The organism is Actinomadura sp. NTSP31, from assembly GCF_041951385.1.
Lineage (GTDB): Bacteria > Actinomycetota > Actinomycetes > Streptosporangiales > Streptosporangiaceae > Spirillospora > Spirillospora napierensis.
Genome location: NZ_JBGNUT010000012.1, coordinates 1 through 24,461 on the forward strand (window position 1 = coordinate 1; position 24,461 = coordinate 24,461).

A 24,461-nucleotide genomic window follows, 5' to 3' on the forward strand; every position below is an offset into this window, starting at 1 on the left:
TTCCACCGCCATGATCCACCTCGCAATGATCGACCTCATGAGCCGCCGCCTCACCGGCGAATCCACTCCCACATGGCGGGGCACCTGACCCGAAATCAAACGGAACTCGCAGGATGAAACGCCCAGTCAGTCAAGCGGTGTCGCTCCGCGAGTGCTTATGAAGTGCTTGTGTGCGGTCACTGTCGGAGGCATCGTCCAGGGCCGGCGACGATATCGTGCCGGCCCCCCGGGGGGCGGGGATGGGAGGCGCGGCGGTTCCGTCTTCGCCCCGTGTCGGGGCGAAGACGGAACCGTTTCGTGGCCGCTGGCTATCCTTGACCCGAGGGGCCAGCCAGATACGCGCAGGCTGGGCCCTCTTCTATGACGCCAACTGGGCCCGGGCTTCCTCGTATATCAATTTATCCGTCATGAAGCCATGAAGGTCTCAGAAACTCATCAGCACATTCCCCTGTCAAACTTTAACGAACAAAGGCGACTCCGTGAAAAATTCAACCTATTCCAAACGTCCCTCAATGGCCTCCATCAACGACCTGAAGATCAACTCGATCTCTTCAACCGGAACGTGGACGTTATCGAACTGCCCGTATTTATCACGTATTTCCGCCAATCCATTTCCAGTTCTCCTTATCACTACAGTAGTGAGATTTATGCCGTCATCGGCACGATCGTCAGCATTCTCAAGCCAAGCCTCCAGAGCGAGTTCGACGGGCCACACCTTAAATCGAAAGGAGAGCGCCAACGTCTCCACCGCACGCAACAGATTCACATCAGCTGCCGGGCTCCGAGAAGGCACCCAGTACTGCCCGGAATAGTTGAAAATCCACGCCCCGACATCCGAATTTGACATATCAACCACCATTCGGGAAGAACGTTGAAAGTTCCCCCTTTGACAATAGGCCAGTCATCGAAACTCCGCGATGCATGCCTGTCACGATGCTCCCGTTACGACTGTAAGTGCCATTGGCAAGAAGATCCTCACCTGCCGCAGCAATCTCCTCCGGCCCCCAGCCCTCCGGAAAGAAGGTATGGCCAATACTATTCTTCGCAGTAAGATTCCAACCTTCGTCGTATGATCCGACTGTACCGCGTACTGTCGCCGTGCCATCTGGATTCATCTCCAGTGTACCGTTGATAAAACGACCCGCTGGATACGCCTCAGGGTCGCTTCCGGGATGCATGTGCCAGCCACCGAACTCGCCATCTGTGTTGACATTTCCATGCAGCACGTGATTCATCGTCTCGTCCGAGATTTTCCCGCAGTTGTGGACGAGGACGGGGGTGGCGCCTGCTTCTACATAGTAGGTGTGGAGGCCGTCGATGGTGAGGTTGTAGGTCGTGATCGCTGCGGTGAAGGTGTGCAGGCCGGCGATCGTGACGTGTGGCCGTTGGCGGTTTGGAGCTGGTCGCCGACACGGAGGTGGTCGGCGGGGGTCCATGCGGAATTGGTGACGTCCCAGTAGAGATGGTGGGCTGTGCCGTGAATCGCCTGGGGGCCGGCGCGTGTGGGGATGGTTACGTCGGTGTAGTCGCGGTCGGTGTGGGTGATGTGTATGGCGGTGACCCTGTGGGCTTGGTCAGGCGCCGGGCTCCCAGCAAGCCCTATCGGTACGGCGGCGGCTATCTTGTCGCCTACCTTGATCTGGCTGATGGGTTTTGTGGCGCCGTCGGCCAAGCGCACGGGAGTCGCGCCGGAGAAACTGTCGCTTTTACCGAACCTTCGCGCAATGCGGGATACGGTGCGTCTGACTATGCCGGCGCCGACCGCCGCGCTCTCCTCTTCGCCGCCCGGGATGAGCGCTGGAGCAACGATTTCCGTGACGGTCTTAGTGATCTTATATGTGGGGCTCTTGGTATCACCTCCGAGATTGACGTGAACATTTAGGTGCTCGTCGATTTTCTTGTTTTGCGCGTTTTCGTTAGCTTCGGTATTTCCGAGGCATGCGCCCTGTACGGTTGGCATGCCAATGCATCCGAGTCCAACAAGGCTGCCGGCGAGGTTGGTGAAGAAGTGGCCGATTTCTTTGCCCAGGTCGGCCCCGACCTGGCCGACTCCATCGACAACGCCATTGCCCACGTTCCTGAGTTGACACATGACACTGCAACTGGGGCGCGGATGCGACGCGGCCCCGCCGCCGCCGCTGCTTCCGCCGCCGCCACTGCCGGCCCCGCCGCCGCCGCTGCTTCCGCCGCCGCCACTGCCGGTCCCGCCGTTGCCGTAGTTCCCTCTGCCGGAGCTACCGCCATTTCCGGTGCCGCATCCGGCTATGGTCCAGTAGGCGCATCCGCCGGCGGCGCCGTCACTGTGGCGGCCGGTTCCGCGGCGTTGGTCGGGGTTTGTCGGGCATCCGATGTCGGGTGCGCACAGGCCGCTGGGGTCGCTTTTGGCGATGGGGTTGTCGGCGGCGTAGGTGTAGCCGTTTTGCTGTTGGGTGTCGGTGGCTTGGAAGATGGGGTCGAGGCTGGCGAAGCGGCCGAGGTCGGGGTCGTACCAACGGGCGCCGATGTTGGTGAGGCCGGTGGTGTCGTCTTGCGGTTGGCCGAGGAATTCGTGGTTGTCGGGCCAGTTGGCGGGTTTGGTGCCGCGGGGGCCGCCGTAGGGGGTCTGCTGGCGCCAGGTGGCTGTGGAGAAGGCGGGGTCGATGGTGAGGTCGGCGGTGCCGTGCTGGTCAGCGGTCTGGAAGAAGTACTTGGTGCCGGTCGCGTCGGCGGTGCGGACGGCTTGGGCGCCACCGGGCAGGGCGTAGTAGCGGGTGCCGCCGATGGCGCCGGTGGTGGTGTTGAGGGTGAGTTGCTCTGCGGGCAGGTAGAGGGTGGTGGTTTTGGTGTCGGAGTCTTTTTGCAGGAGCAGTTGGCCGTCGGCGTCGTAGATGTAGCTGGGGCCGCCGCTGCCGTTGGTGACGGAGGTGAGTTGGCCGGTGTCGTCCCAGCCGAGGGTGTCCTGGTTCTTTTTCTCGTCCGCTTGGCCGGGGTCGCTGGTGGTGGTGCGTTCGAGGGTGTCGCCGGTCTTGTCGTAGGTGAAGGCCTGCGTGCGTGTGGTGGTGGGGGTGGCGCCGGGGGCCGCGGCGGTGGTGGTGCTGGTCGCGGTCAGCGCGTGGGGCTGGGGGTTGCCGGCGCCGTTGTAGGTGTAGGTGGTGGCGGTGTCGCCGGCGCCGCCGGTGCCGTGGCGGGTCTCGGTCTGGCGTTGGCCGAGCGCGTCGAAGGTCCAGGTGCTCCAGTAGATGCCGCCTTGGATGCCGGACCCGACGGTGGCCCCGTTGTTGCTGCTGGGGTCGGTCTTGCATGCGTCGGTGGCGGTCCATGCCTGGCTCAGTCTGTCCAGAGCGTCGTAGCCGAAGCATTGGGTTTCGGCTTGTGTCCCTTGGCGGATCGTGGTTTGGCTGGTGGGGTTGCCGGCCAGGTCGTATTTGTAGCTGGTCTGGTCGATGGGGACGGATGTGGCCGCGGGGTTGGTGAACTGGGTGTCGGTCAGCGCCTGGGTGTGGTCGTCGTAGGCGTTGGTGATGAACGCGTTGGTGCGCGTTGATCCGACTTTGGTCTGGGCGACCTGGCCGTAGGCGGTATAGGTCGCCTCGAGTGCGTAGGCGTTGTCGCCGCCGATGGAGGCGGGCAGGTCGAGCGGCCCGGTGTAGCCGTAGTCGACCTCTTCATCCGACAGCGTCCCCTTGCCCGGATAGAGGGCGTAGGAGGGTAGCCCGGTGGTGTCGGTGTAGCTCCGGGAGAAGGTGTAGTCCCCCGCCAAGCCCCCCTCGCTCTTGGGGAAGGTGACGGTGGTGCCGAGTGTGTTGCCGAAGGCGTCGAAGCCGTCGGTGATCTGGGAGGTGTAGCCGCGCTGCAGGCCTGTCTGGCCGTTGACGGTGGTGTTGCCGCCGGGCCCGTATGCGGTGGAGGAGGTCAGGTGCCCGATGGGATTGGTGAGGCCGGTGACGGCGACCGACCCGTCCGGGTTGCGGTTGTCGTAGGTCCAGGAGGCGATCTGCTGCGCGGGGGCGGGTTGGGCGGTCGCGGGGCCGTGGTAGGAGCCGGTCTTGCGGCCGAGTGCGTCGTAGGTGAACGACAGCGTGGCGCCCTTGGCGTCGGTGGTCTGGAGCAGGTTTCCTGTCAGGTCGTAGAGCAGCGTTGAGGTGCCGGCGTCCGGGTCCTTCTTGGTGGTGACCTGCCCCAGGTGTTGTAGTCGGCGTGCCAGGCGTCGCCTGAGGCGAGGCTGGTCACGTCCGTCTGGTGCCCGAGGGGGTCGATGGTGTAGGCGGTGCCCTGGGTCTTACCGTTGGCCGTCTTGGTGCTGCCACCGCTGATGGTCACCGTGGTGATCGGGGCGGAGCCGCCGCTGTTGGAGACGGTGACGTCGGGCAGGGTGGTGAACTGGTCAGCCTCGGTCGTCCGGCCGAGGGCGTCGGTGAGGGTCTGGGTCGCGACGCCGCCCTTGGGCGGGACGGTGACGGTCTTGTCGCCGTAGTAGGCGGTGGCGGTCCGCTCCCGGATCTGGGACTGGTAGTACGAGGTGGTCAGGATGGCCCTGCCGAGCCCGTCGTAGTCGGTCACCGTCTGGTTGGGCACCTTGGCGTCATCGATGCCGACCAGGGTGGTGTTGGGTGCGCTCCCGGAGTCCCACCAGGGGTTGTTGACCTTCCAGGTCCAGCCGCGGGTGTCGTAGTAGGTGTTGGTGACCAGTCGCCCGCTCTGCGGGGAGGGCGACTGGGTCTGTATGGGGCGCAGCATCGCGTCGTACAGCGCGGTCGAGGTGACGTAGCCGGCCGAGTCGTTGAGCGTCTGCGTGGTGACCGCGCTTGGTGCGGTGTCGGAGAGCCGGTAGGTGACCAGTGTGTTGTGGCGCACGAGACGTCCCAGCCGCTGATGCGGGCCATCGCCCAGGCCTCGGGAGCCATGGTCGCCGCGCTGCGCGGGGACCAGGACCGCGTGGAGAGCCTCTCGGCGGCGGCCGAGCAGGTGGCCCTGCCGGTCGGTGCCCGCCCGGTGCTGGCCACGGTGCAGCTGGCGCGTGGTCTGGCAGCGCTGGGTGAAGGACGCTATGCCGACGCCTACGACCACCTGCGAAGGATGCACGACCCCGCCGATCCGGCCTTCCACCTGGCGCTGCGCTGCTTCGCCGTCGCCGAACTCGCCGATGCCGCAGTGCACACCGGTCAAAGCCATGCGATCGCCGGCATCATGGAGGAACTGGAGACGATGGCTCTGACCACGCCATCGCCGGCTTTGCACGCCGACCTGCGCTACGCCCGGGCGGTCCTGGCCGATGAGGCCGCCGCGGAGCCGTTCTTCGAAGCCGCGCTCGCGGCGGACCTGCGGAGATGGCCCTTCGTGCGAGCCCGGGTTCAGCTGGCCTACGGCGAATGGCTCCGGCGCCAGCGGCGCACGGCCGAGTCTCGGGCGCCTTTGCGGATAGCCCGCGAGACGTTCGACGCCCTGGGTGTCATCCCCTGGAGTGAGCGCGCACGCCAGGAGCTGCGGGCCTCCGGCGAGAACAGCCGCAGCCGCGGCCGCCAAGCACGCGATGTGCTCACCGCACAGGAATTCCAGATCGCCCAGATGGCGGCCGACGGCCTGACGAACCGGGAGATCGGCGAGAAGCTCTACCTGTCGCATCGGACCGTCAGCTCCCACCTTTACCGGATCTTCCCCAAGCTGGCGATCACCTCGCGCTCCGAGCTGAGCACGGCCCTGCACACACCGGCCTGATCTCACCGAACGGCGCCCCCCTCGCTCGGGTGACGCTCAGTGACGCAGTCATGTGACGTACGCGAGGGGCGCGGGCGGCTTCCTACGGTGGGGCCATGCTCACACGGAGTTCGTTCAGAAACGGCAGCACACCGACCATCGTCCTGGTGCACGGCGCTTTCACCGACGCCTCAAGCTGGACGGACGTGATCGCTGACCTGCAGGCCGACGGGTTCGCCGTGACCGCGGTGGCCAACCCGCTGCGTGGACAGGCCACCGACGCCGCCTACCTCGCCGGCGTCGTCGCCGCGATCGACGGTCCCGTCCTGCTGGTGGGCCATTCCTACGGCGGTGTGGTCATCACCCGGGTCGGAGCCCAGGCGGGCAACGTGGTCGGGCTGGTCTACGTGACCGCATTCGCGCTGGAGGCAGGGGAGAGCGTGCTGGACGTCGCGGGCCGTTTTCCCGACAGCCTGCTGGGCCCGGCGCTGCGCCCGGCCACCTTCCGCACCGGCGACGGCGAGGAGGCAGTGGAACTGTTCCTCAAAACCGACCGGTTCGCCGCGGTGTTCGCCGCGGACCTGCCCGACCGTTTCACCGCGGTGGCGGCCGTGGCGCAGCGCCCCATCGCCGCCGTGGCGTTCGAGGAGAGCTCCCCTGACGCAGGTTGGAAGACCCTGCCGTCCTGGTACGTCGTGGCGACCGCCGACCAGGCGATCCACCCCGCCGCCCAGCGTCACATGGCCCAGCGCGCCGGGGCCGACACCATCGAGGTCGACGCATCACACGCGATCGCGCTGTCGCAACCGGCAGCCGTCGCCGGCCACATCCGTACCGCCGCGACCGCGACCCAGGCGATCAAGAACATCACCCAGTCATGACCAGCCGCATTCCGTACACCGACGAGTAACAGGAGCGACCGATGACCACACCGGCCACTCCCGTCATCTTCATCCACGGCCTATGGCTGCACGCCACCTCCTGGTCCTCCTGGGCCGAGCCGTTCAGGACCGCCGGCTATGAACCGATCGCTCCCGGCTGGCCGGGTGACGGCGAGACCGTCGAACTGTCCCGCAAGGACCCGGCGAGCATCGCCGACCATGGCATCGACGACGTCGTCGCCCATTACACGCAGATCATCACCGCTCTGGACGTCAAACCGATCCTGATCGGCCACTCCCTCGGCGGCATGATCGCCGAGAAGCTGCTCGGCCAGGACCTGGCCGCGGCCGCGATCGACGCCGCGCAGATCAAGGGAGTACTGCCGCTGCCCCCTGTCGGGGCTGCGCTCGACCCTGCCGGTGTTCAGGAACCCGGCCAACAAGCACCGAGCCGTCTCCCTCACCCTCGACCAGTTCGGCAACGCCGTCCCGGCACAGGAAGCCGCTGAGCTGTACGAACGCTGGACCATCCCCGCCCCCGGCAAACCGCTGTTCGAAGCCGCCGCCGCCAACTTCTCCCCCCGCTCACCTGCCAAGGCGACACCACCAACAACGACCGGGGACCGCTGCTGCTGATCGCCGGCGGTAAGGACCACACCGTCCCCGAGACCGTCACCAAGGCGACGCTCAAGCAGTACCGCAACTCCACCGCGATCACCGAACTCCAGAGGTTCCCCGACCGCGGCCACACCCTGACCATCGACCACGGCTGGCGTGAGGTGGCCGACGCCTGCTGGCCTGGCTCGCCGGAAACGGCCTCCAGGCGAGCTGGTAGCGACCCGCCGCGTAGCCCACCACCGGCGGCTCTGCGGTCGGTGCCGTCAGGAAGGGATCGAAATGGATTTGGGACCGCAGGGCAAAATCGCGGTGGTCACCGGCGCCGGCGGCGGAGGGAGCTACCGGGCAGGTGAAGTGGGGATGGCGTTGTCGATGAGGACGGCGGCGATGGCGGCGGCGGTGGGGAAGGAGTCGCTGTCGAGGACCCGGGTGCGGGCCGCGGCGCCGTCGAGGAGCAGCGCCAGTTGTTCGCCGAGTTGTTCGGGGTCGGTGGCGCCGGCTTCGCGGGCGGTTTCGGTGAGCCGCGCGGCGATGGCTGTCTTGTACTCGCGTGCGTACTGGGATGCAGGGTGTTGAGGGTCGTGGAGTTCGACGGCCGCCGCGATGTAGGGGCACAGGGGCGTGGACGCGGGCATCTCGAAGGCGGCCAGGAGTCGTTGGCGGGGTGTGAGGTCGGTGCGGTCGAACACTCCGGACATGACCTCGGGATCGAATCGCCGCAGGTATTCGGCGACGAGTTCGTCCTTGCCGGCGAAGTGCTGGTAGGCCGTGCGCTTGGACACCTGGGCCACGGCGCAGAGTTGGTCCATGCCGGTGCGGTTGATGCCCTGCTCGCGGAACAGCTGCTGTGAGGCGCTGATGATGCGCTCGCGGGCCCCCCGGCCGCGGCGGCGGCCCTGAGGGCCCTTCTCCAACTCCGTCATGCCTCCAGCATAGACCGTTCGGTACCAACCGGTGTACATAACTTGCGCTCCGGGCGGCCATCGGCTACGTTACGCACACTGCCTGGTGTACATAAGAGTCGGGCCGGTCCGGACACCCATCAGTTCAAGGAGTGATCATGGGAAAGCTCGATGGCAAGGGAGCGGTGATCACCGGCGGATCCACCGGCATGGCACTGGCCGGCGCCAAGCTGTTCGTCGAGGAAGGAGCGCACGTCTTCATCCTGGCCCGGCGGCAGGAGGCACTGGACGAGGCCGTCAAGCTGATCGGCCGCAACGTCACCGCCGTCCAGGGTGACGCATCCGACCTGGACGACCTGGACCGCTTGTACGACACCGTCAAGCGGGAAAAGGGCTCGATCGACGTGCTGTGGGCCAGCGCCGGGATGGGCGAACCCGCCGCCCTCGGCGAGATCACCGAGGAACAGTTCGACCGCGCGTTCTGGCTCAACGCGCGCGGCACCCTGTTCACCGTGCAGAAGGCACTGCCGCTGATCAACGACCACGGCTCGATCTTCATGACCGGATCCAACGCCTCCCTCGGCGCCTTCCCCGGCTGGAGCCTCTACGCGGGAAGCAAAGCCGTCCAGCAGGCCTGGGCCCGCGTCTGGCTCAACGAACTACGCGACCGCAAGATTCGGGTCAACGTCCTGACCCCTGGCCAGGTCGCCACCGCCAAACAGGAAGAACTGTTCGACGAGGCAACCAAGGCCGCATTCGAGTCCCTCATCCCCCGCGGAAAGATGGGCCGCCCCGAAGAAATCGCCACCGTCGCCCTGTTCCTCGCCTCCGACGACTCCAGCTACGTCAACGGCCTGGAACTGGTCGCCGACGGCGGCACCACCACCATCTGAACCACCTACCAGGAATGCAGAGCGACACCTCAAAACGGGAAGAGAGCACACCTCATGAGCAGCATCACCTTCATCGGCGCGGGAAACATGGCCCGTACCATTGGCACGCTCGCGGTGGCGGGCGGCAACACCATCGAGGTCATGGCACGCGATCAGTCCAAGGCCGATGCCCTGGCCAAGGCTCTGGGCGGCGGCGCGACGGCGGGCAAGTGGGGCGCCGTTCCGGCCGGGGACATCGTCATCACGGCCGTGTTGTACGCCGGTGTCGTTCCGGTCGTCGCCGAGTACGGAGACGCCCTCGCGGGCAAGGTCATCGTCGACATCAGCAACCCCTTCAACGCCGCGTTCGACGGACTGGCCCACGGCGAGGAGACCTCCATCGCACGGGAAGTCGCCAAGGTCGCCCCGGCCGGCGCCGCCGTGGTGAAGGCATTCAACACCATCTTCCGTGGTGTCCTGGAGAACGGCCGGCCCAACGTCTTCATCGCCGGCGACAATGCGCAAGCCAAGGCGGACGTAGCGACATTCATCGAGAGCCTCGGACTGCGCCCGCTGGACGTCGGCGGCCTGAAAATGGCGCACTGGCTGGAAGGAATGGGCGTGGTCACGGTGGGCCTCGCCGGCAACGGAGTCGGCCACGGCGACTTCGCCCTCGGCGTCAACGAGACCGCCGGCTGAGTCGCGATGAGGCTCGGTCTTGTCATTCCCGTTGCCGGGCCCTTCCTCAACGACACCCCGTGGGTCGGCGATCACCTGGTCACGCCCGTTGATACGGACAGCAGCCATCTGGCCCACGGGCCGCAGAACGACCCGCTCCCTCGATCCGATGCCGCTGTGGACCCTCGCTGCGGTGGCGACCAGCCGGATACGCCTGAACACCAGCACGCTCAGGTGATCGCGCGTACCGGCCGGTTGTGACCACCGAAAGAACGAACGAATCGGCTGCCACGGAAAGCATCGACACGCATGACGGGCGGGCATGCCGTTCATCTCAGAACAGAGAAAGAGAGCACGCACCATGAGCAGCATCAGTGTCATCGGCCTGGGCGGCATGGCCCACGCCATAGCCGCACGCGCGGTCGCCGGCGGCAGCTCCGTCGAGCTCATCGGCCGCGACGCGGCCAAGGCGAAGGACCTGGCCGCGACGCTCGGCGGCGGGGCCACGGTCGGGACATTCGGCGCCGTCCCGGTCGGAGACATCGTCGTCCTGGCCGTGCCATACGCCAGCGCCGTGCCGGTCGTCGCCCAGTACGGGGATGCACTGGCCGGCAAGTTCGTCATCGACATCTCCAACACGTTCAACGCCGACGCCACCGGGCTCGTCACCCCTGAAGGCACGTCCGGTGCGCAGGAGATCGCCAAGGCGGTCCCGGCGAGCGCGCACGTCGTGAAGGCGTTCAACACGGTCTTCGGCCACGTGCTGGCCCAGGGGCGCCGGCTGGACGTGTTCTTCGCCGGAGATGACGCGCGGGCCAAGGCCGACGTGTCGGCGTTCATCGAGAGCCTCGGACTGCGCCCGCTCGATGTCGGCGGCCTGGAAATGGCCCGCTGGCTGGAAGGGGTCGGGCCGCTGCTGATGGGCCTGGCCCGCAACGGAGCGGGGACCTTCGACATCGCCCTCGGCGTCGACCTCCCCGGCTGAGCGCTCCCCTGCCAGTAGCTCGCGGCGCTCCCCCCGCGGACTCTCCTCGAAGGAGTCATCGTGCGTCTGATATGGCAACTCTTGGCGGTTGTGGCGGTCTGGATCCTCGGCAATCTGGGCATCGCGGCGGTGAAGGACGACCCCTGGCCGGCGCTCGTCGCCGGCCTGCTGACGGCCGTCGTCGCGATCCCGGTCTACGGCTGGGTGGTGCGGCGCACCGAGCACCGGGCCCCCGTCGAGGTGTCACTGGAGGGAGCGGGCGCCGGGATCGGCTGGGGCACGCTGCTCGGCATCGCACTGTTCGGGGCGGTCATCGCGAACATCGCCTTGTTCGGCGACTACACGATCAACGGCCTGGGCTCGCCGGCGAGCGCCGTCGGCCTGCTCGGCATCATGGCGGGTGCCGCCGTGACCGAGGAGCTGGTCTTCCGCGGTGTCCTGTTCCGGAACGTCGAGCGCTGGACCGGAACCTGGATCGCGCTCGTGCTGACCGGCTCGCTGTTCGGCCTGCTCCACCTGCTCAACGCGAACGCCACCCTGTGGGGCGCCATCGCCATCGCCATCGAGGCAGGCGGGATGCTGACCGCCGCGTTCATCGCCACCCGCAAGCTGTGGGTGCCGATCGGTCTGCACTTCGGCTGGAACATTGCCGCGAGCGCCATCTTCAGCACCGAGGTGTCCGGCAGCAACACCCCGAAGGGCCTGCTGGACGCGACGATGTCGGGTTCCGAGCTGGTCACGGGCGGTGACTTCGGACCGGAGGGCAGTGTGTACGCCGTGGTGTTCGGCGTGGTGGCCACCGTCGTGCTCATGTGGCTGGCAGACCGGCGTGGTCACGTGGTCCCCGTCCGTCGCTCGGCCCGGGCGGACGTGGCCGCTGCGCTCGCCAAGTGATCGAACTCCGGCGGGTCCTGGACCGGTGATGGCAGATCGACGTCACCGGTCCGGGAGTGCCGCTCGCGTTGGGTGGCTGGAAGGAGTGGGCCCGCTGCTGATGGGGGCCCGGCCCGCCACGGCGCAGGGTTCAACATCGACCTCGGCGTCAACGTCTCTGGCTGAACGCGCCCGCGCCACCACTTCTCGCGCCACATTATTCACAAGGAGCAGTAGCATGCGCGTTTTCGTCGCTGGCGGGACCGGCCATTCCGGTTCGTACATCATCCCCGAGCTCATCGCAGCCGGGCACGAGGTCACCGGCCTGGCCCGGTCGGACACGGCCGCGGCGGCGGTTTCGGCGCTCGGCGCGAAGGTGCGCCGCGGCGACCTCGAGGATCTCGACGGGCTCATGGAGGCGGCCGCGGACTCCGACGGCGTCATCCACGTCGCGCACAGGCAGGACCTGCTTCCGCTCGGCGGGATGGACGCCGTGTCCGCCGCGGAGCTCCCGGTCATGCTCGCCTACGGCGAGGCACTCGCGGGAACCGGAAAGCCGCTGGTCGCGGCGGGGAGCATCGGCTCGTCCGGGAAGCTGGGCCGCCCGGCCACCGAGGAGGACCCGGCCCTTCCCGTCGGCGATGAGCACAAGGGCACCCTGCGGGTCCGCAATGTCGTGGAAACCGCCGTCATCGACCTCGCCGAGCGTGGAGTGCGGTCTTCGGTCGTGCGGATCGCCAACATCATGCACAGCACGGCCGATGCCGGCTTCCTCGCCATGCTGATCGCGCTCGCGAAGGACAAGGGCTTCGCCGGCTACCCCGGAGACGGCGCGAACCTGTGGAACGCCGTGCACGTCCGCGATGCCGCCTCCTTGTTCCGCCTGGCGCTGGAGAAGGGCCCGGCCGGCAGATTCTGGCACGCAGTCGAGGACGGGGGCATCCCGTTCCGCGAGATCGCCGAGGCCATCGGTAGCCGCCTGGGCCTGCCCGCCGTCAGCATTCCCGCAGACGAACTGATGGTGCCGGGATACTTCGGGCTCCTCGCGAACATCGTCACGCAAAGCTACCCGGCGTCCAACCTCATCACCCGCCGGACCCTCGGCTGGGAACCCGCTCAGCCCGGCCTGCTCGCCGATTTGGACAACGGCCACTACTTCCCCGCCAGCTGACGGCAGGGACCCGAATCACGACGAATTCGGCACCTACAATCATGCGGATCTTCTGAAGGGATGCTGAAAATATGACCACGGTGGGATTCATCGGAAGCGGAAACATCGGCAGTACCATCGCACGGCTCGCCATCGAGGCCGGGTACCGGGTCGTGCTCAGCAACTCGCGCGGTCCCGAAACGCTCGCGGACACGGTCGCGGAACTGGGGCCGCGAGCGTCCGCCGCGACGACCGGGGAGGCCGCTGCGGCCGGTGACATCGTCGTGGTCACGGTGCCGGTCACGGCCTTCCCTGACGTGCCCGCCGCGCCGCTGGCCGGGAAGACGGTCATCGACACGTGCAACTACGGCCCCGAGCGTGACGGGCACATCCCCGAGCTCGACAGCAAGTCGCTCACCTCGAGCGAACTGCTGCTGCGATACATCCCAGACGCCAGGGTCGTGAAAGCGTTCAACAACATCTTCTTCAAGCACCTGCTTTCACTCACCCGCCCGGAAGGGGCGGCTGACCGCTCCTACCTGCCGATCGCCGGGGACTCCGCGCCGGCGAAGGGCGGCGGTGACCGCATTCATCGAATCCATCGGGTACAGCGTCGTGGACGCAGGGTCGCTGGCCGACAGCTGGCGGCAGGCGACGGACACGCCGGTGTGGGGGACCCCATACGGGCCGCCCTCGAACGAGAAGGGCCAGACGGCCAGCGAGGACGCCATCCGCGCGGCACTGGCCACCGCAACGCGGTAACCGCGAGCTGCGGCGGGCGCGGTACGTGCCCGCCGCAGGTGCGAAGAGCCCGTTTGCCCAGGTGGGAAGTTCGGTGATGCTGAGGGCGAAGTCCAGGTTCCCCACCCCGTGGTTGGCGAGGCCTGCTGTGACCACGCCCGCTCCTCAGCAGGCTGCACACCACTATGCAACGTTGCACTGTGCTTCGAAGCTCAAGAGAAGAGAAGAAGGCAATGACCGCACCGACGACGCCGGCCTCGGCCCTCGTCCGCCCGTTCACCGTCTCGATCCCGGACTCGGAGATCGACGACGTGAAGCAGCGACTGGCCAGAACGCGATGGCCGGATCCGGAAACGGTGGGCGACTGGTCGCAAGGGGTTCGCGTAGAGAACGCCAGATCTCTGGTCGACTACTGGGAGCACGGCTACGACTGGCGGCGCTTCGAGTCCGAACTCAACCGCTTCCCCCAATTCCTGACCGAGATCGATGGGCTCGACATCCACTTCATCCACGTCAGGTCCAAGAATCCCAACGCGATGCCGCTGATACTCACGCACGGGTGGCCGGGCTCGATCGTCGAGTTCCTGAAGCTGATCGGCCCGCTGACCGACCCGGTCTCGCTCGGAGGAGACGCCGCCGATTCGTTCGACGTCGTCGTCCCATCGCTCCCCGGGTTCGGATTCTCCCAGAAGCCCACGGAGACCGGGTGGACCGTATCGCGCATCGCAAGCGCGTGGGCGGAGCTGATGAAGCGTCTCGGCTACACCAGATGGGCCGCACAAGGCGGCGACTGGGGTGCCGTCATCACCACCGCCCTCGGGGCCATGCAACCCGAGGGACTTCTCGGAATCCATCTGAACACCCAGTACGCCTTTCCCGCACAGATACCCGACACCTTGTCGCCCGAACAGCGCCACGCCGTGGAGACCCTCGCCCTCTACACCGGCTATCTCGGCGGGTCGAACCACCTTCAGGGCACGAAGCCGGAGACCGTCGGATTCGCCCTGGCGGACTCCCCCGCTGGTCAGGCGGCCTGGATCTACGAGAAGTTCCAATCCAAGACCGACAACCACGGGCTCGCCGAGGACACCCTCAGCATGGACGACATGCTCGACGCGATATCCCTCTACTGGTTCACCAACAGCGCAGCGTCGTCCGGACGCATCTACTGGGAGAACAGATCGGCCACTCTCGCCGGCCCGAAGCTGACACTTCCGGTCGCCGTGACCGTCTTCCCGAAAGACATCCCACGGCTGCCACGAAGCTGGATCGAAGACACCTACAGCAATCTGATCCACTACGGCGAGGCCGACAAGGGCGGCCACTTCGCGGCCTTGGAACAGCCCGAGATCCTGATCAACGAAATCCGCACCGGCCTGCGCACCCTTCGCTCCTGACACCAACGCCCGAACTCAGGAGCGCACGCGTATCACTCGGGCTTCACTGAATCGACCAAAAGCGCCGGGGGACCTCATGCCTTACCAAAGGCGTGACGCATAACTGTCACCGATGTCCTGATGCATCGCAAAGCCCGTACATGGATGTCATGTATCGGGGCATCGGTGACGCTTCTGCATCAATAGATCAGTGCCACTTCGGGGCCCTTACGTGGTGACACTTCGCCTCGATGTTTGAGGCATGGCCCGCTTCGACCCGGTTGATCCTCGTGTCCGTCTCGCGATCGCACAGTGGCCACCGGATGCGCCGCGGGGCGTGGTGAGTACGTTCTGCCTCGAGGGTCCAGCAGGGCACGGTCGAGGACCGTCGCTCGCACGAGGCCTTGGATACGGATCCGCCCCGCTCCAGCAGGTCCACCCTTGCCCCTGCCGAAAACCTCGTCTGTGCAGCAAGCGGCATGTTCGTACTCGTTGAGGATCCCGCCCAGACGTTGCCGTCTTCGGACGTTCAGGTAGGCGCTCTGGTTCGGTGATCGGTGGAGGCAGCGGCTTCAACGGGCGGGCGTTGGCGATGCCCTGGTGAGGCCGATGCTGGTTGTAGAAGGTCTCGAACTCACGAAGGGCGTGGAGCAGGTGCCGCTGGTTCCAGATCAACGTGTGGTCCAGGAGCTCCCGGCGGCAGGTCTGCACCCACCGGTCAGCACCGCCTGGACGCCGGCATCGGCCAGGACAGCGTCGAACAGATCGGGGAACTTACCATCGCGGTCGCGGATCAGGAACCGTGCCCGGCAGCCGGCGTCCTCCAGGTCCATGACCAGATTCCGCGCCGCCTGGGTCACCCACGCTGCGGTCGGGTGGCCAGTGGCGCCCAGAACCCGGATGCGGCGGGTGTGGTGCTCGATGACCGCCAGCACGTACATGCGGGCGCCAGTGAAGGTCACCGTTTCCAGGAAGTCACACGCCGGCAGCGCCTCGGCCTGGGAACGCAGGAACCCGGCCCAGGATGTGCCGGAACGCTCAGGTGCCGGATCGACGCCGGCGTCCTTGAGGATCTCCCGGAGCGTGGAAGGCGCCACCTTGACGCCGAGCACCAGTAACTCGCCGTGCACCCGCCGGTAGCCCCAGCCCCGGGTTCTCCCGCACCAGGCGAAGTACCAGCGTGCGGATGGAGCGGACGGTCGGTGGGCGACCCGGCCCGTTGGGTTTGGATCGGGCGGCGTGCCGGCCCGCGATCAGGTCGCGGTGCCGGCGCAGCACCGTGTCTGGCCGCACCAGTAACCGCATCCGCCGTAACACGCCGGGACGGAGTCGGTGCAGCAGCGCCGCAAGCAGTGCTCGGTCCGGAATGGTGAACCGCACCCGTTCACCGTCGAGCCGGCGCTCCAGCACGGTGATCTGGTGCCGCAGCACCAAGATCTCGGCGTCCTTCTCCCGATCGGTCATCGGAAGCAGACGCAGCACCGCGAAGGCGTTCGCCGCAGTCAAGTAGGCCAGTCGCAAGAACACAACCGCCCATCATCCCAGGGCGATGGCAGCGTCGTGGCATGTCCCACGACGGTTCCCAACCTGCACCGCCACCCACCGGACATTAGGGCTCTCACCTGTGCGGACGTACTTTTCGGCAAGCACAGGGCTCGGGGGCCGCGGCCATGACGGCCAACCTCACCGCACCCCACGTTCGGTCAACACCTTGTGCCGTCTGTCCAGGCCGAGATGTCCGCGGCACCCCGACGAACAACTTCTTCCGGGTCCCGGGCGAGCTTCCCGCAAGCTGCTGCGACGTCCGGCACACCGTCCGGTCCCAGCGCGTCATATACCCCGGTCTGCAGCCAGTCGGCCTGGTTGGCGTCCGCCCCGGCAACCGCGAGAGCGATGAGCCTTATGGCGGCCACCGACCCCACCCGGGCCAGGGCCTCTGCCGTCTGCCGAGTCACCGCAGTGTCCTCAACGTCCAACAGCAGCCCCAGCAGCGCTTCCGCAGCCTCTGGAACATCAGCGAAGGCGGCGAGGCCACGCCCGGCCCGGACACGTTGCCTCCACGAAGGAGACAACGCCTCAGCCAAGGCCCCCTCCAACCCCCTCATCCGCTCCGGCACGACCAGACAATCTCATGCACCTCAAAGAAGATCGAACCCCTGGCCGAAGCTGCCACTCGGCACTGCACGAATTGCTTCACGACGCGGCCGCCCAAGCGCTCAATCTCGCCACCAGAATGCTCATGGCCTCGACTTATTCTTCGGCTTCCCGAGAAGGGCCAGCGACGAGAACGCCGACCGTCCGCTTTTCAGAAGTAGCGACCACCCTGCGCACGGGACGTTCACCGACACCCGAGCTGCATGGGCTCGTGATGGCCGGGTGTGGCCGCTCGCCTGCCGAGGGTCTCGGACAGCGGGCCCGTCATCGTACATTGGCGTCACGTGTACAGATGGTCGCTCTCCGTGTTTTCACGGTATGTGGCTCTCACAACTCCCTATGCAGACGCGAACTGCCATCAGCCGAGGAGCCGAAGAGTGCAGCAGATGTCCAAGGGCGCCAACATCGACCTGTCCAGCCTCACCGCCGCGACCGGATCTCTGACTGTGGCGCTGAGTTGGATCGATCCTTCGGGAGAAGGAGAAGCCGATGTCTCGGTGCTCTTGGCCAACGTCGACGGCAAGGTCGGCAGCGACGCCGACTTCGTCTTCTACAACCAGCCCACGACTGCCGACGAATCAGTGCGGCTGCTGGGCAAATCACCTACTGCCACGGGCAGCGAGGATCGTTTCCTCGTCGATCTCGGCGCCCTGCGCCCCGATGTGCAACGCGTTGTCATCGCCGCCAGCCGCTATGCCGGAGCAACCTTCGGCGCCCTGGACGAGTTGTGCCTGACGATCTCCGACAGCACCGGCGCCGAACTGCTGGCCTTCCCCATCAAGGACGCCGACAGCGAAACCGCGTTCATCTTCGGAGAGCTCTACCGCCGAGAGGACAGCTGGAAATTTCGAGCCGTCGGCCAAGGGTATGCATCCGGACTCGCCGGACTGGCCGCCGACTTCGGCATCAGCGCCGACGACAGCGACGAGCAACAACCTGATCCGGTACCCGCACAGCCGGCCGATCTGCCCACCGCCGACGGACCCGAGCGCGCACGCCCCGCCGTCGCCGACCAGACAACCGCCGAAGCGCCCCCCACCGACGGCAAGCGCCCCCAGAGGGTCCGGACGGCCAAAAAGAAGATCACCGCACCCAAAGCAGCAAAGGTCAATCTGGCCGAAAACCCCTCCTGGCAGCATGCACGCCTGTTCCCGGTCACCGGACTGCGCAACGACCAGGAACGCGAAGCACGCGCCACGGCCACCCTGCTGGCGGTGATGGCCCAGGTCCCCGAGTTCGGCCGCCGCCTTACGGCGCGCTTCAATGCGCCGGCCGGCACCATCCAGACCTTCGCCGAGGCCAGCTTCAAGCACGGCGACGGCAAGGTCCGGCCCGACGGCGTGCTGCGTGTCGCCCGCGCGGGCAGAATTTGGACCGCTCTCATCGAAACCAAGACCGGCGGCAACCCCCTCAAAGCCGACCAGGTCGAGTCCTATCTGCAAGTCGCGGCCCGGCACGGCTACGAGACCGTGATCACCTTGTCCAACGACCTGGCCCTGACCAACGAGCATCCTCTACAGGTCGACAAACGGCTGCTGCGCAAGGTAGCGCTACGCCACCTGTCCTGGGCCGAGGTCGCACACGAAGCCGACATGCTCTGTCACCACGACGGTGTGGTCAACCCCGTCCACGCCTGGCTGCTCAGCGAACTGCTGCACTACCTGCGCCAGGACAACGCGGGCTGCCAAGGCTTCCGCGACATGGGCGCCGCCTGGGTCCCGGTCCGCAACGCCATCACCGCCGGCACACTGCGCCTGGGCGACCGCCGCGCCATGCACGTCGCCGAAAGCTGGGAGAAACTCATACGCCAACTGTGCCTGCGCCTCAGCGGCCAGACCGGCCTGACCGTAGCCCCCGTCCTACGCAAACGACGGGACGGTGACGCATCAGTACGCCGCCTGCAGACCGTCACCTCGCTGGTCGAGGCCGGACGCATGAGCGCCGAAATCCGGATCCCCAACGCCGGCGGCCCCGTCCTCCTCGAAGCCGACCTGCGCACCGGTCAGATCGAGACCACCGTGGAGATCCCCGCCGCAGCCCGCGCACGCTCGCTCACCCGCGTCCAATGGCTACTGCGCCAACTCGACCAAGCCCCGCCCGAACTCCGCGTCGAAGCGCTCACCCCCGGGCACAACACCGGCCCGTGCGACCTGCTGAAGAACCTCATCGCCGAACCCGGCCTCCTCGTCCCCGACGACACCGAGCAGATCACCTCATTTCGACTGACCTTGTCCTCCGGCATGGGCACGAAACGAGGCACCGAAGAGACCGGTTTCGTCCGCAGCATCGACCTGGCCATGGACCGCTTCTACCAGGAGATCCTGCTCGTACTGAAACCCGACACCACACAGTAGATCCGCTGATTTTCACGCAGGCAGCCAGCCATGTGTAAGGGGTCCGGCGAGGCCACCAGCGCGGAGGCCTTGGCGCGCTGATTGAACACCCAAGAGGTGAACTGCCCCATGATCGGAGTGGATCAAGGTGCTGGGGTCGGGTCGGCGGTTCTGGGTAGCCATGCCCAGGTCATTGGTGCCCAGCGTGGCGGTCTACGTCGAATCGATGGACCATCCGACCACTTCGCGCGAGGATCCGGCGGGCTTCACGATCCGCCCTCGCAACCGCCGCACCCACCCCGCCCCCGAGCCCTGCCTTCCACTACCCGCCGCAACGGAGCACCAACCCATGCAGCGGTTCGCTCCATAACTTTCCATCCTCCGACATTATGGAATGAGCGCGAAAGCCGAGAGCGCGGAGATTCCATGTTCGCGCCGTGTTGATGTCCTCATGAGCGAGGGAGATGGCATGCCAGTCGAGGTAGGGCTGTGGCGGGTGGACAGCGGCAAACCGCAGCGGATGAACTCGACCGCTATCGAGCTCGAGAAGCAACTTGAGGACCTGATCGAGCAGGATCCGGCCATCCTCGGATATCCGCTGCTCATCATCGGCCGCCAGGTTCAGACCAAGACCGGCGGCACCATCGACCTGCTGGGCATGGACGAGGAAGGCAACCTGCACGTCCTGGAACTCAAACGTGGGCGCACACCCCGCGAAGTCGTCGCCCAGGCACTCGACTACGGCTCCTGGGTCTCGGGCCTCACCCACAAGGACATCAAGGCCCTCTACGAGGCCTGCAAGCACACCGTCCCGTTCGAGGCCGCGTTCTCCAAGACGTTCGGCACCAGCCCGCCCGACGAGCTGAACTCCTCCCACACGCTGACCATTGTCGCACACGATGCCGACGCCGCCACCGAACGCATCGTGACCTACCTCAGCGCCTTCGACGTGCCGGTCAACGTGGCGTTCTTTCGCTATTTCACCGACGACGGCCGAAAGTATCTGGCCCGCACCTGGCTGGTCAGTGAAAACGCCATCACCGCTCAGACCAGCTCAGCAAAGAAGACCAGAGAGCGATGGAACGGCCAGGATTGGTACGTAGCCTTCGGCGTTGACAACACCGGCATCCGTGTCTGGGACGACGCCCGCCAGTACGGATTCATCTCAGCTGGCGGCGGTGTCTGGTACAGCAAGACCCTCCGCAAGCTTCCCGTTGGTGACCGCGTCTTCGTCCACATCCCGCAGAGCGGTTATGTCGGTGTCGGCACCGTGACCCGCCAAGCCCAGCCGTTCACCGAAGCCGTGGTCGATTTCGACGGCCAAGAACAGCGTCTCCGTGACCTGGACCTCCAAGGCACCTACGTCCACAGCACGGACAAGGACGAGGACATCACCGAGTACGTGGTCGCCGTCGAGTGGGAGCATATCCGTCCTCAGGCGGACGCGTTCTGGGTCGCTGGCCTGTTTGCCAACCAGAACAGCGCCTGCCCCATGCGCAGCAGCTTCACCATCGACACTCTGACCAAGAAATTCCAGCTCGACACCTAACGCCCGCGTCCCAGACAATGATCGCGCCCGCGCCGACAGCGCACGGCACCCGGATGTTCGCTCGTTGTTTGCTCGTATGTCGTGGAACGGCGCGGCAAGGGACGGCACAGGGCGTCATCAGTGTTGGCCGTGCGGCGGACAGAGCGCCACAGAAGCGCACGGGTCGGCGGGCGGCGGCACGGGGACTGTGGCTATGCAGGGGTCTTCTAAACCGACGGTCGCGGGTTCGAATCCTGCCGGGCGCGCCACCCCTGACCTGCATAAACACACGCTTACACGCCAAGACCCACGCCCGGTACGTCCGCGTGTCAGTTCGGATGTCGCCACCGTGTCGCCGGCACCACCCAGCTGGGCGGCGGCCCGCATCATCACCTCCTCCAGGCAGCGCCCCCTCGTTCGGGAACTGCCGTTCACCGCGCCCGGTCCCGGCGGCGGCGTTTCCCGGGACTGCGGCCTGGCCCACGTCGACCGGGGTCCTCCTCGTCCGCGGCGGCCAGCACGGCCGGTCAGCGCCGCCGGAGGAAGATCCTGATCGTGCGGATCTCGTAGCGGTCCGGGTCATAGGGGTTCATACGGACGACCAGCAGGCGCCGGCTCCAGGTGAGACGCAGGATCACCACGCGCTCGTCCGGCTCGGGGCCGGAGGGGGCGAGACGTTCGAGGTCCATGTAGCGGATGCGGCGGCGGGGATGGCCCACCGCGACCGCGGCGCGGATGGCCGCATGGACGACCTGCGCGTCGGTCATGAGCGGCCGGACCGGTTCGCTGTCCCGCGGCGGTCGGTGGCGGCGCAGCAGCCACCGGACGGTCGTGACCACGCCGGCGTCGGCGCGGTTGCCGAGGACGCCCCCCACGATCGCGGCGTTGGCGAACCCGACGATCTCCCACAGCAGGTCGGGGCGGGACAGGGACGGGACAGGTAGAGGATCGGGGCGTGGAGCGTCCGCCGGGGGCGGGTCCTCGGACGGCGGGCTTGGGGACAGTGGGTCGGTCACCGGGGCTCCTGGTCGGCCGGGCCCGCCTTCGGGGAGGGTCCTCAGGGGGCGCAGCGTACAACTGCTACTCGACCAGGTTGCGGCCTCGGCTCTGAACGCGCCGCGCCATGAACCGCAGGGCCAGCTTGCGGATGCGCCCGACGAGGGGCAGGCCGATCGCGGCAACGCTCATGTTCGCGATGGGCACCGAGATCAGCGGCAGCGCGTCCATCACCGGCTCCCCAGGGACGGGAAGATGGTCCCGGGCCCCCAGCCGGGACGCGCCGTGCGGTCGGCGGGGCGCAGCGCGTCCGGGCGGCGCTGCTCGGTCACGGCGAGGGCGCCGGCCGCGCCTTCGTCGGTGAGCCGGTAGAACCGGCGGCGGATCTTGCCGGGGACCGGCTCCTCGGTCTCCCAGCGGCGGGTGACCCAGCCGTCGGCCAGGAGGCGGTAGATGGTCGGTGCGTTGCGCCCGGTCCTCTTGATGATCTCGTAGCCGTGCAGCTCGACGTCGTCCTGCCGGGCGAGCGCGAGCGCGACCAGCGCATTAGGGATTGGACAGAGTCTGACCAGGAACGTCGCCCGCCGCCGGACGGGACGGCCGGGGCCGTGATCGCGGCGAGCTCGTGCAGCGCGTCGGGACGGTGAGGGGCGCGGTGAGCTCGTAGCGCAGCACGGCGCAGCGGCGCGCGGGACGGCGGAGCCGCTCGTCGACCTCGGCGGGCCATGGTTCGTCGCCGGCGGAGCACAGGTGGGTAGCGCCGGCGGCGACGGCCCGGTCCGGCAACTGCGGCTCACCACAGCCGGCCAGGCCCTCCGCAGGCTCCCATGAGGGGGCCGGCGGGCAGATGATGTGTCCGGGGTGCGGCCTGTAATCAGGGACCTGGATCCGGCCATAGGGGGAAGAGGCTGGAAACAGCCGGCCGAGAGGACGGGCGATTGGCTGCCGAGGAGCTGTTCACGGCCCTGTACCGGGCGCATTACGAGGCTGTCCTGCGGTATGCCCTGCGGCGTACCGACCACGACGCGGCGAAAGACGTGGTCGCCGAGACGTTCCTGGTCGCCTGGCGCCGCTGGGCCGAGGTGCCGAATGACCGCGAGCAGGCCCTTCCATGGCTGTACGGGGTGGCCGGGAAGGTGCTCGCCGGGACGCGTCGATCGAGGATTCGGCGGCACCGGCTCATCGCGCGGCTGTCCTTCGAGCCGCGAGCGGAAACGGGAGACCTCGCGGGAGGCGTGGTCTCGGTGCAGTGCCTGCTCGAAGCGCTGGAGCGCCTGCCGCTGAAAGACCAGGAGATCTTGCGACTGGCCGGTTGGGAGGAACTCGACCTGGCGGCCATCGCCGTCGCGGTGGACTGCTCCAAGAACGCGGCCGCGGTCCGCCTGCACCGGGCGCGCAACCGGCTGGAGATCGCCCTGACCAGGGCCCAGGACGGACACAACGACGGCCGGCACGAGCTGGCCGAGGGCCGGGAGCAGAGATGAACCCAGAGATCGACGACACCGGACGGGTGCGGGCCCTGATGTCGGCCGCCAATCCCGTACGCGCGGACGCGCCCGTCAGCGGAAGCCGCAGCCCTGAGGCGCAGGACTCCCTGACCATGATCCTCACCAAGCGGACCTGGCGGCATCGCCTGCCACAGCGCCGCGGCGCGCCGCTCCTGGGTGTCGCGGCGGCTGTCGCCGCGGCGGCCGCCGTGGTGCCGATACTGCAGCTCACGGCGGATCACCATGCCGCACCCACCACCACACCTTCCCCCGGTCCTCGTCCCACCGCCGCCGTGCCTGCCGAGCGTCCGACCACGGCCGCTCGGCCGCCCTCGCGCTCGGCCGCGATCCGGGAATTGCAGGACTTCCTCGACAGCTGGAGGAAGGACGGCTACGTCCGGGCGAGCCGCACCTATCTCGTCCCTGACCAGCAGGCCGCCAGCGACGCCGACGCGCCGGTGCTCACGAGCGGCCGGGTCGCCAATGTGCGCAGCGCGTCACGGAAACCCGATGGCGATCTCGTCCTGGACAAGGTGTGGGGCGCCTCGTGGACGCCCGATAACGGGCTCCTCCTGTACGCGGATCTCGAACTGAAGTTCCGGGGGAACCGGGCAGCCTGGGGCAAAGGCATCAACAGTCGCTTCGTGACATTCACCCCGAATACCGGCGCAGTGCCGTTCGTCATGGACCTGGCCACAGGTCCGTAGAAATCCAAGCCGGCGACGCGGGCTTCTTCTCCGCCACCGGTCCGACGTCCGCTCGCGGTCGTAGAGGTCGACGTGGCTCGCGCCGTCCACCCCAGTGGATCTCCCGCGGGCCGATCAGCGGGACGGAGGCGAAGGCGTCGAAGGCGGCGATCCGGTCGACGCTGGTCCAGTCGAGGACCGCCGCCGAGCGCGGGTGCGCGGCGCGCGGGGTCCGGTAGTAGGCGAAGCCTTCGGCGCCGTGCTCGCCGCCGAGCCGGCGGGCCTCCTCGGCGGTCGCGGGGAACAGGGGCAGCGCTCCGGGGTCCTCGCCGCGGGCGGTGGCGGGCAGGGCGTAGCCGCCGGGGGCGCAGATGCCGAGCGCGGCGATGCGTCCGGTGTCGATTTCCGGCCGCGTGGTGAGGAACGAGACGGCGGCCTTGAGGTCCTCGATCCGCTGGGTCGGGTCCCCTGGGCGACGGGAGGGCCGGGCATGACGGCGGTGCTGGGCTCGGGGTGTGGGCAAGGGGG

Annotated in this window: 26 protein-coding genes and 1 pseudogene; 14 read left to right on the forward strand and 13 right to left on the reverse strand. The window is 67.3% G+C overall.

Features of this window, described 5'->3' with window-relative positions:
* Positions 1–493: 493 nt before the first annotated feature.
* The 5 genes and pseudogenes from ACA514_RS20980 to ACA514_RS21000 all read right to left on the reverse strand — a co-directional run bounded on the left by ACA514_RS20980 (position 494) and on the right by ACA514_RS21000 (position 4,833).
* Complete coding sequence (locus ACA514_RS20980; RefSeq protein ID WP_375042883.1) at positions 494–859, reverse strand: hypothetical protein; 366 nt, start codon at positions 857–859, stop codon at positions 494–496.
* Complete coding sequence (locus tag ACA514_RS20985) at positions 849–1,370, reverse strand: EndoU domain-containing protein (protein WP_375043120.1); 522 nt, start codon at positions 1,368–1,370, stop codon at positions 849–851. The genes ACA514_RS20980 and ACA514_RS20985 overlap by 11 nt, the downstream gene beginning before the upstream one ends.
* On the reverse strand, positions 1,292–3,739 hold the full coding sequence (locus tag ACA514_RS20990) for an RHS repeat-associated core domain-containing protein (protein WP_375042884.1): 2,448 nt from the start codon (positions 3,737–3,739) through the stop codon (positions 1,292–1,294). Before ACA514_RS20990 ends, ACA514_RS20985 begins: the two co-directional genes overlap by 79 nt.
* 312 nt (positions 3,740–4,051) lie before the next feature.
* Positions 4,052–4,114 (reverse strand): annotated as a pseudogene (locus ACA514_RS20995) (hypothetical protein); the annotation flags it as partial.
* Positions 4,099–4,833, reverse strand: a complete 735-nt coding sequence (locus tag ACA514_RS21000; RefSeq protein WP_375042885.1) for a hypothetical protein — start codon at positions 4,831–4,833, stop codon at positions 4,099–4,101. The pseudogene ACA514_RS20995 and the gene ACA514_RS21000, both read right to left, overlap by 16 nt.
* Between ACA514_RS21000 and ACA514_RS21005 the strand changes: the two genes are divergently transcribed.
* From ACA514_RS21005 to ACA514_RS21015, 3 genes are all read left to right on the forward strand, one after another.
* Positions 4,825–5,694, forward strand: a complete 870-nt coding sequence (locus tag ACA514_RS21005; RefSeq protein WP_375042886.1) for a LuxR C-terminal-related transcriptional regulator — start codon at positions 4,825–4,827, stop codon at positions 5,692–5,694. The genes ACA514_RS21000 and ACA514_RS21005 overlap by 9 nt on opposite strands.
* Before the next feature lie 95 nt (positions 5,695–5,789).
* Positions 5,790–6,554 (forward strand): alpha/beta fold hydrolase, encoded by a 765-nt coding sequence (locus tag ACA514_RS21010; RefSeq protein ID WP_375042887.1) that lies wholly within the window; start codon positions 5,790–5,792, stop codon positions 6,552–6,554.
* A gap of 41 nt (positions 6,555–6,595) precedes the next feature.
* Positions 6,596–7,063, forward strand: coding sequence for an alpha/beta hydrolase (locus tag ACA514_RS21015; RefSeq protein ID WP_375042888.1), 468 nt, complete (start codon positions 6,596–6,598; stop codon positions 7,061–7,063).
* A 447-nt stretch (positions 7,064–7,510) separates the two neighbouring features.
* On the opposite strand, the gene ACA514_RS21020 is transcribed toward ACA514_RS21015, so the two are convergent.
* Complete coding sequence (locus ACA514_RS21020) at positions 7,511–8,095, reverse strand: TetR/AcrR family transcriptional regulator (RefSeq protein WP_375042889.1); 585 nt, start codon at positions 8,093–8,095, stop codon at positions 7,511–7,513.
* 137 nt (positions 8,096–8,232) lie between these two features.
* On the opposite strand from ACA514_RS21020, the gene ACA514_RS21025 reads away from it, so the two are divergent.
* The 7 genes from ACA514_RS21025 (at position 8,233) to ACA514_RS21055 (ending at position 14,770) form a co-directional block, all read left to right on the forward strand.
* Entirely contained in the window at positions 8,233–8,967 is a 735-nt protein-coding gene (locus tag ACA514_RS21025) for an SDR family NAD(P)-dependent oxidoreductase (RefSeq protein WP_375042890.1), read from the forward strand.
* Positions 8,968–9,021: 54 nt separating this feature from the next.
* Positions 9,022–9,645, forward strand: coding sequence for an NADPH-dependent F420 reductase (locus ACA514_RS21030; protein WP_375042891.1), 624 nt, complete (start codon positions 9,022–9,024; stop codon positions 9,643–9,645).
* 340 nt (positions 9,646–9,985) lie between these two features.
* Complete coding sequence (locus ACA514_RS21035; protein WP_375042892.1) at positions 9,986–10,609, forward strand: NADPH-dependent F420 reductase; 624 nt, start codon at positions 9,986–9,988, stop codon at positions 10,607–10,609.
* Between the two features lie 60 nt (positions 10,610–10,669).
* Complete coding sequence (locus ACA514_RS21040; protein WP_375042893.1) at positions 10,670–11,503, forward strand: lysostaphin resistance A-like protein; 834 nt, start codon at positions 10,670–10,672, stop codon at positions 11,501–11,503.
* Positions 11,504–11,588: 85 nt separating this feature from the next.
* Positions 11,589–12,653 carry an SDR family oxidoreductase gene (locus ACA514_RS21045; RefSeq protein ID WP_375042894.1) on the forward strand — a complete coding sequence of 355 codons (1,065 nt, stop codon included), beginning with the start codon at positions 11,589–11,591 and terminating at the stop codon, positions 12,651–12,653.
* Between the two features lie 71 nt (positions 12,654–12,724).
* Positions 12,725–13,471 (forward strand): NADPH-dependent F420 reductase, encoded by a 747-nt coding sequence (locus ACA514_RS21050; RefSeq protein WP_375042895.1) that lies wholly within the window; start codon positions 12,725–12,727, stop codon positions 13,469–13,471.
* Positions 13,472–13,606: 135 nt separating this feature from the next.
* Complete coding sequence (locus ACA514_RS21055) at positions 13,607–14,770, forward strand: epoxide hydrolase family protein (RefSeq protein WP_375042896.1); 1,164 nt, start codon at positions 13,607–13,609, stop codon at positions 14,768–14,770.
* Positions 14,771–14,977: 207 nt separating this feature from the next.
* Here ACA514_RS21055 and ACA514_RS21060 read toward each other — a convergent pair whose 3' ends face one another.
* The 3 genes from ACA514_RS21060 to ACA514_RS21070 all read right to left on the reverse strand — a co-directional run bounded on the left by ACA514_RS21060 (position 14,978) and on the right by ACA514_RS21070 (position 16,866).
* Positions 14,978–15,460, reverse strand: coding sequence for a hypothetical protein (locus tag ACA514_RS21060; protein WP_375042897.1), 483 nt, complete (start codon positions 15,458–15,460; stop codon positions 14,978–14,980).
* Positions 15,421–15,861 carry a hypothetical protein gene (locus tag ACA514_RS21065; RefSeq protein ID WP_375042898.1) on the reverse strand — a complete coding sequence of 147 codons (441 nt, stop codon included), beginning with the start codon at positions 15,859–15,861 and terminating at the stop codon, positions 15,421–15,423. Before ACA514_RS21065 ends, ACA514_RS21060 begins: the two co-directional genes overlap by 40 nt.
* Positions 15,862–16,452: 591 nt before the next feature.
* Positions 16,453–16,866 carry a hypothetical protein gene (locus tag ACA514_RS21070; protein ID WP_375042899.1) on the reverse strand — a complete coding sequence of 138 codons (414 nt, stop codon included), beginning with the start codon at positions 16,864–16,866 and terminating at the stop codon, positions 16,453–16,455.
* 423 nt (positions 16,867–17,289) lie between these two features.
* On the opposite strand from ACA514_RS21070, the gene ACA514_RS21075 reads away from it, so the two are divergent.
* Entirely contained in the window at positions 17,290–19,257 is a 1,968-nt protein-coding gene (locus tag ACA514_RS21075; RefSeq protein ID WP_375043121.1) for a TerD family protein, read from the forward strand.
* Positions 19,258–19,705: 448 nt separating this feature from the next.
* Entirely contained in the window at positions 19,706–20,785 is a 1,080-nt protein-coding gene (locus ACA514_RS21080; protein WP_375042900.1) for an endonuclease NucS domain-containing protein, read from the forward strand.
* 506 nt (positions 20,786–21,291) lie between these two features.
* Here the strand turns inward: ACA514_RS21080 and ACA514_RS21085 are convergent.
* From ACA514_RS21085 to ACA514_RS21095, 3 genes are all read right to left on the reverse strand, one after another.
* The gene (locus ACA514_RS21085) at positions 21,292–21,780 is read right to left on the reverse strand and encodes a hypothetical protein (RefSeq protein ID WP_375042901.1); all 489 of its coding nucleotides are present in this window, start codon (positions 21,778–21,780) and stop codon (positions 21,292–21,294) included.
* A 64-nt stretch (positions 21,781–21,844) separates the two neighbouring features.
* Positions 21,845–21,991, reverse strand: coding sequence for a hypothetical protein (locus ACA514_RS21090; protein WP_375042902.1), 147 nt, complete (start codon positions 21,989–21,991; stop codon positions 21,845–21,847).
* Complete coding sequence (locus ACA514_RS21095) at positions 21,991–22,560, reverse strand: PadR family transcriptional regulator (RefSeq protein WP_375042903.1); 570 nt, start codon at positions 22,558–22,560, stop codon at positions 21,991–21,993. The genes ACA514_RS21090 and ACA514_RS21095 overlap by 1 nt, the downstream gene beginning before the upstream one ends.
* A 138-nt stretch (positions 22,561–22,698) precedes the next feature.
* On the opposite strand from ACA514_RS21095, the gene ACA514_RS21100 reads away from it, so the two are divergent.
* Both ACA514_RS21100 and ACA514_RS21105 read left to right on the forward strand, forming a co-directional pair.
* Entirely contained in the window at positions 22,699–23,244 is a 546-nt protein-coding gene (locus ACA514_RS21100; RefSeq protein WP_375042904.1) for an RNA polymerase sigma factor, read from the forward strand.
* Positions 23,241–23,954 (forward strand): hypothetical protein, encoded by a 714-nt coding sequence (locus ACA514_RS21105; RefSeq protein WP_375042905.1) that lies wholly within the window; start codon positions 23,241–23,243, stop codon positions 23,952–23,954. The genes ACA514_RS21100 and ACA514_RS21105 overlap by 4 nt, the downstream gene beginning before the upstream one ends.
* Here the strand turns inward: ACA514_RS21105 and ACA514_RS21110 are convergent.
* Positions 23,929–24,456: a hypothetical protein gene (locus tag ACA514_RS21110; RefSeq protein ID WP_375042906.1), complete on the reverse strand. Its 528-nt coding sequence runs from the start codon at positions 24,454–24,456 to the stop codon at positions 23,929–23,931. The genes ACA514_RS21105 and ACA514_RS21110 overlap by 26 nt on opposite strands.
* Positions 24,457–24,461: the final 5 nt, after the last annotated feature.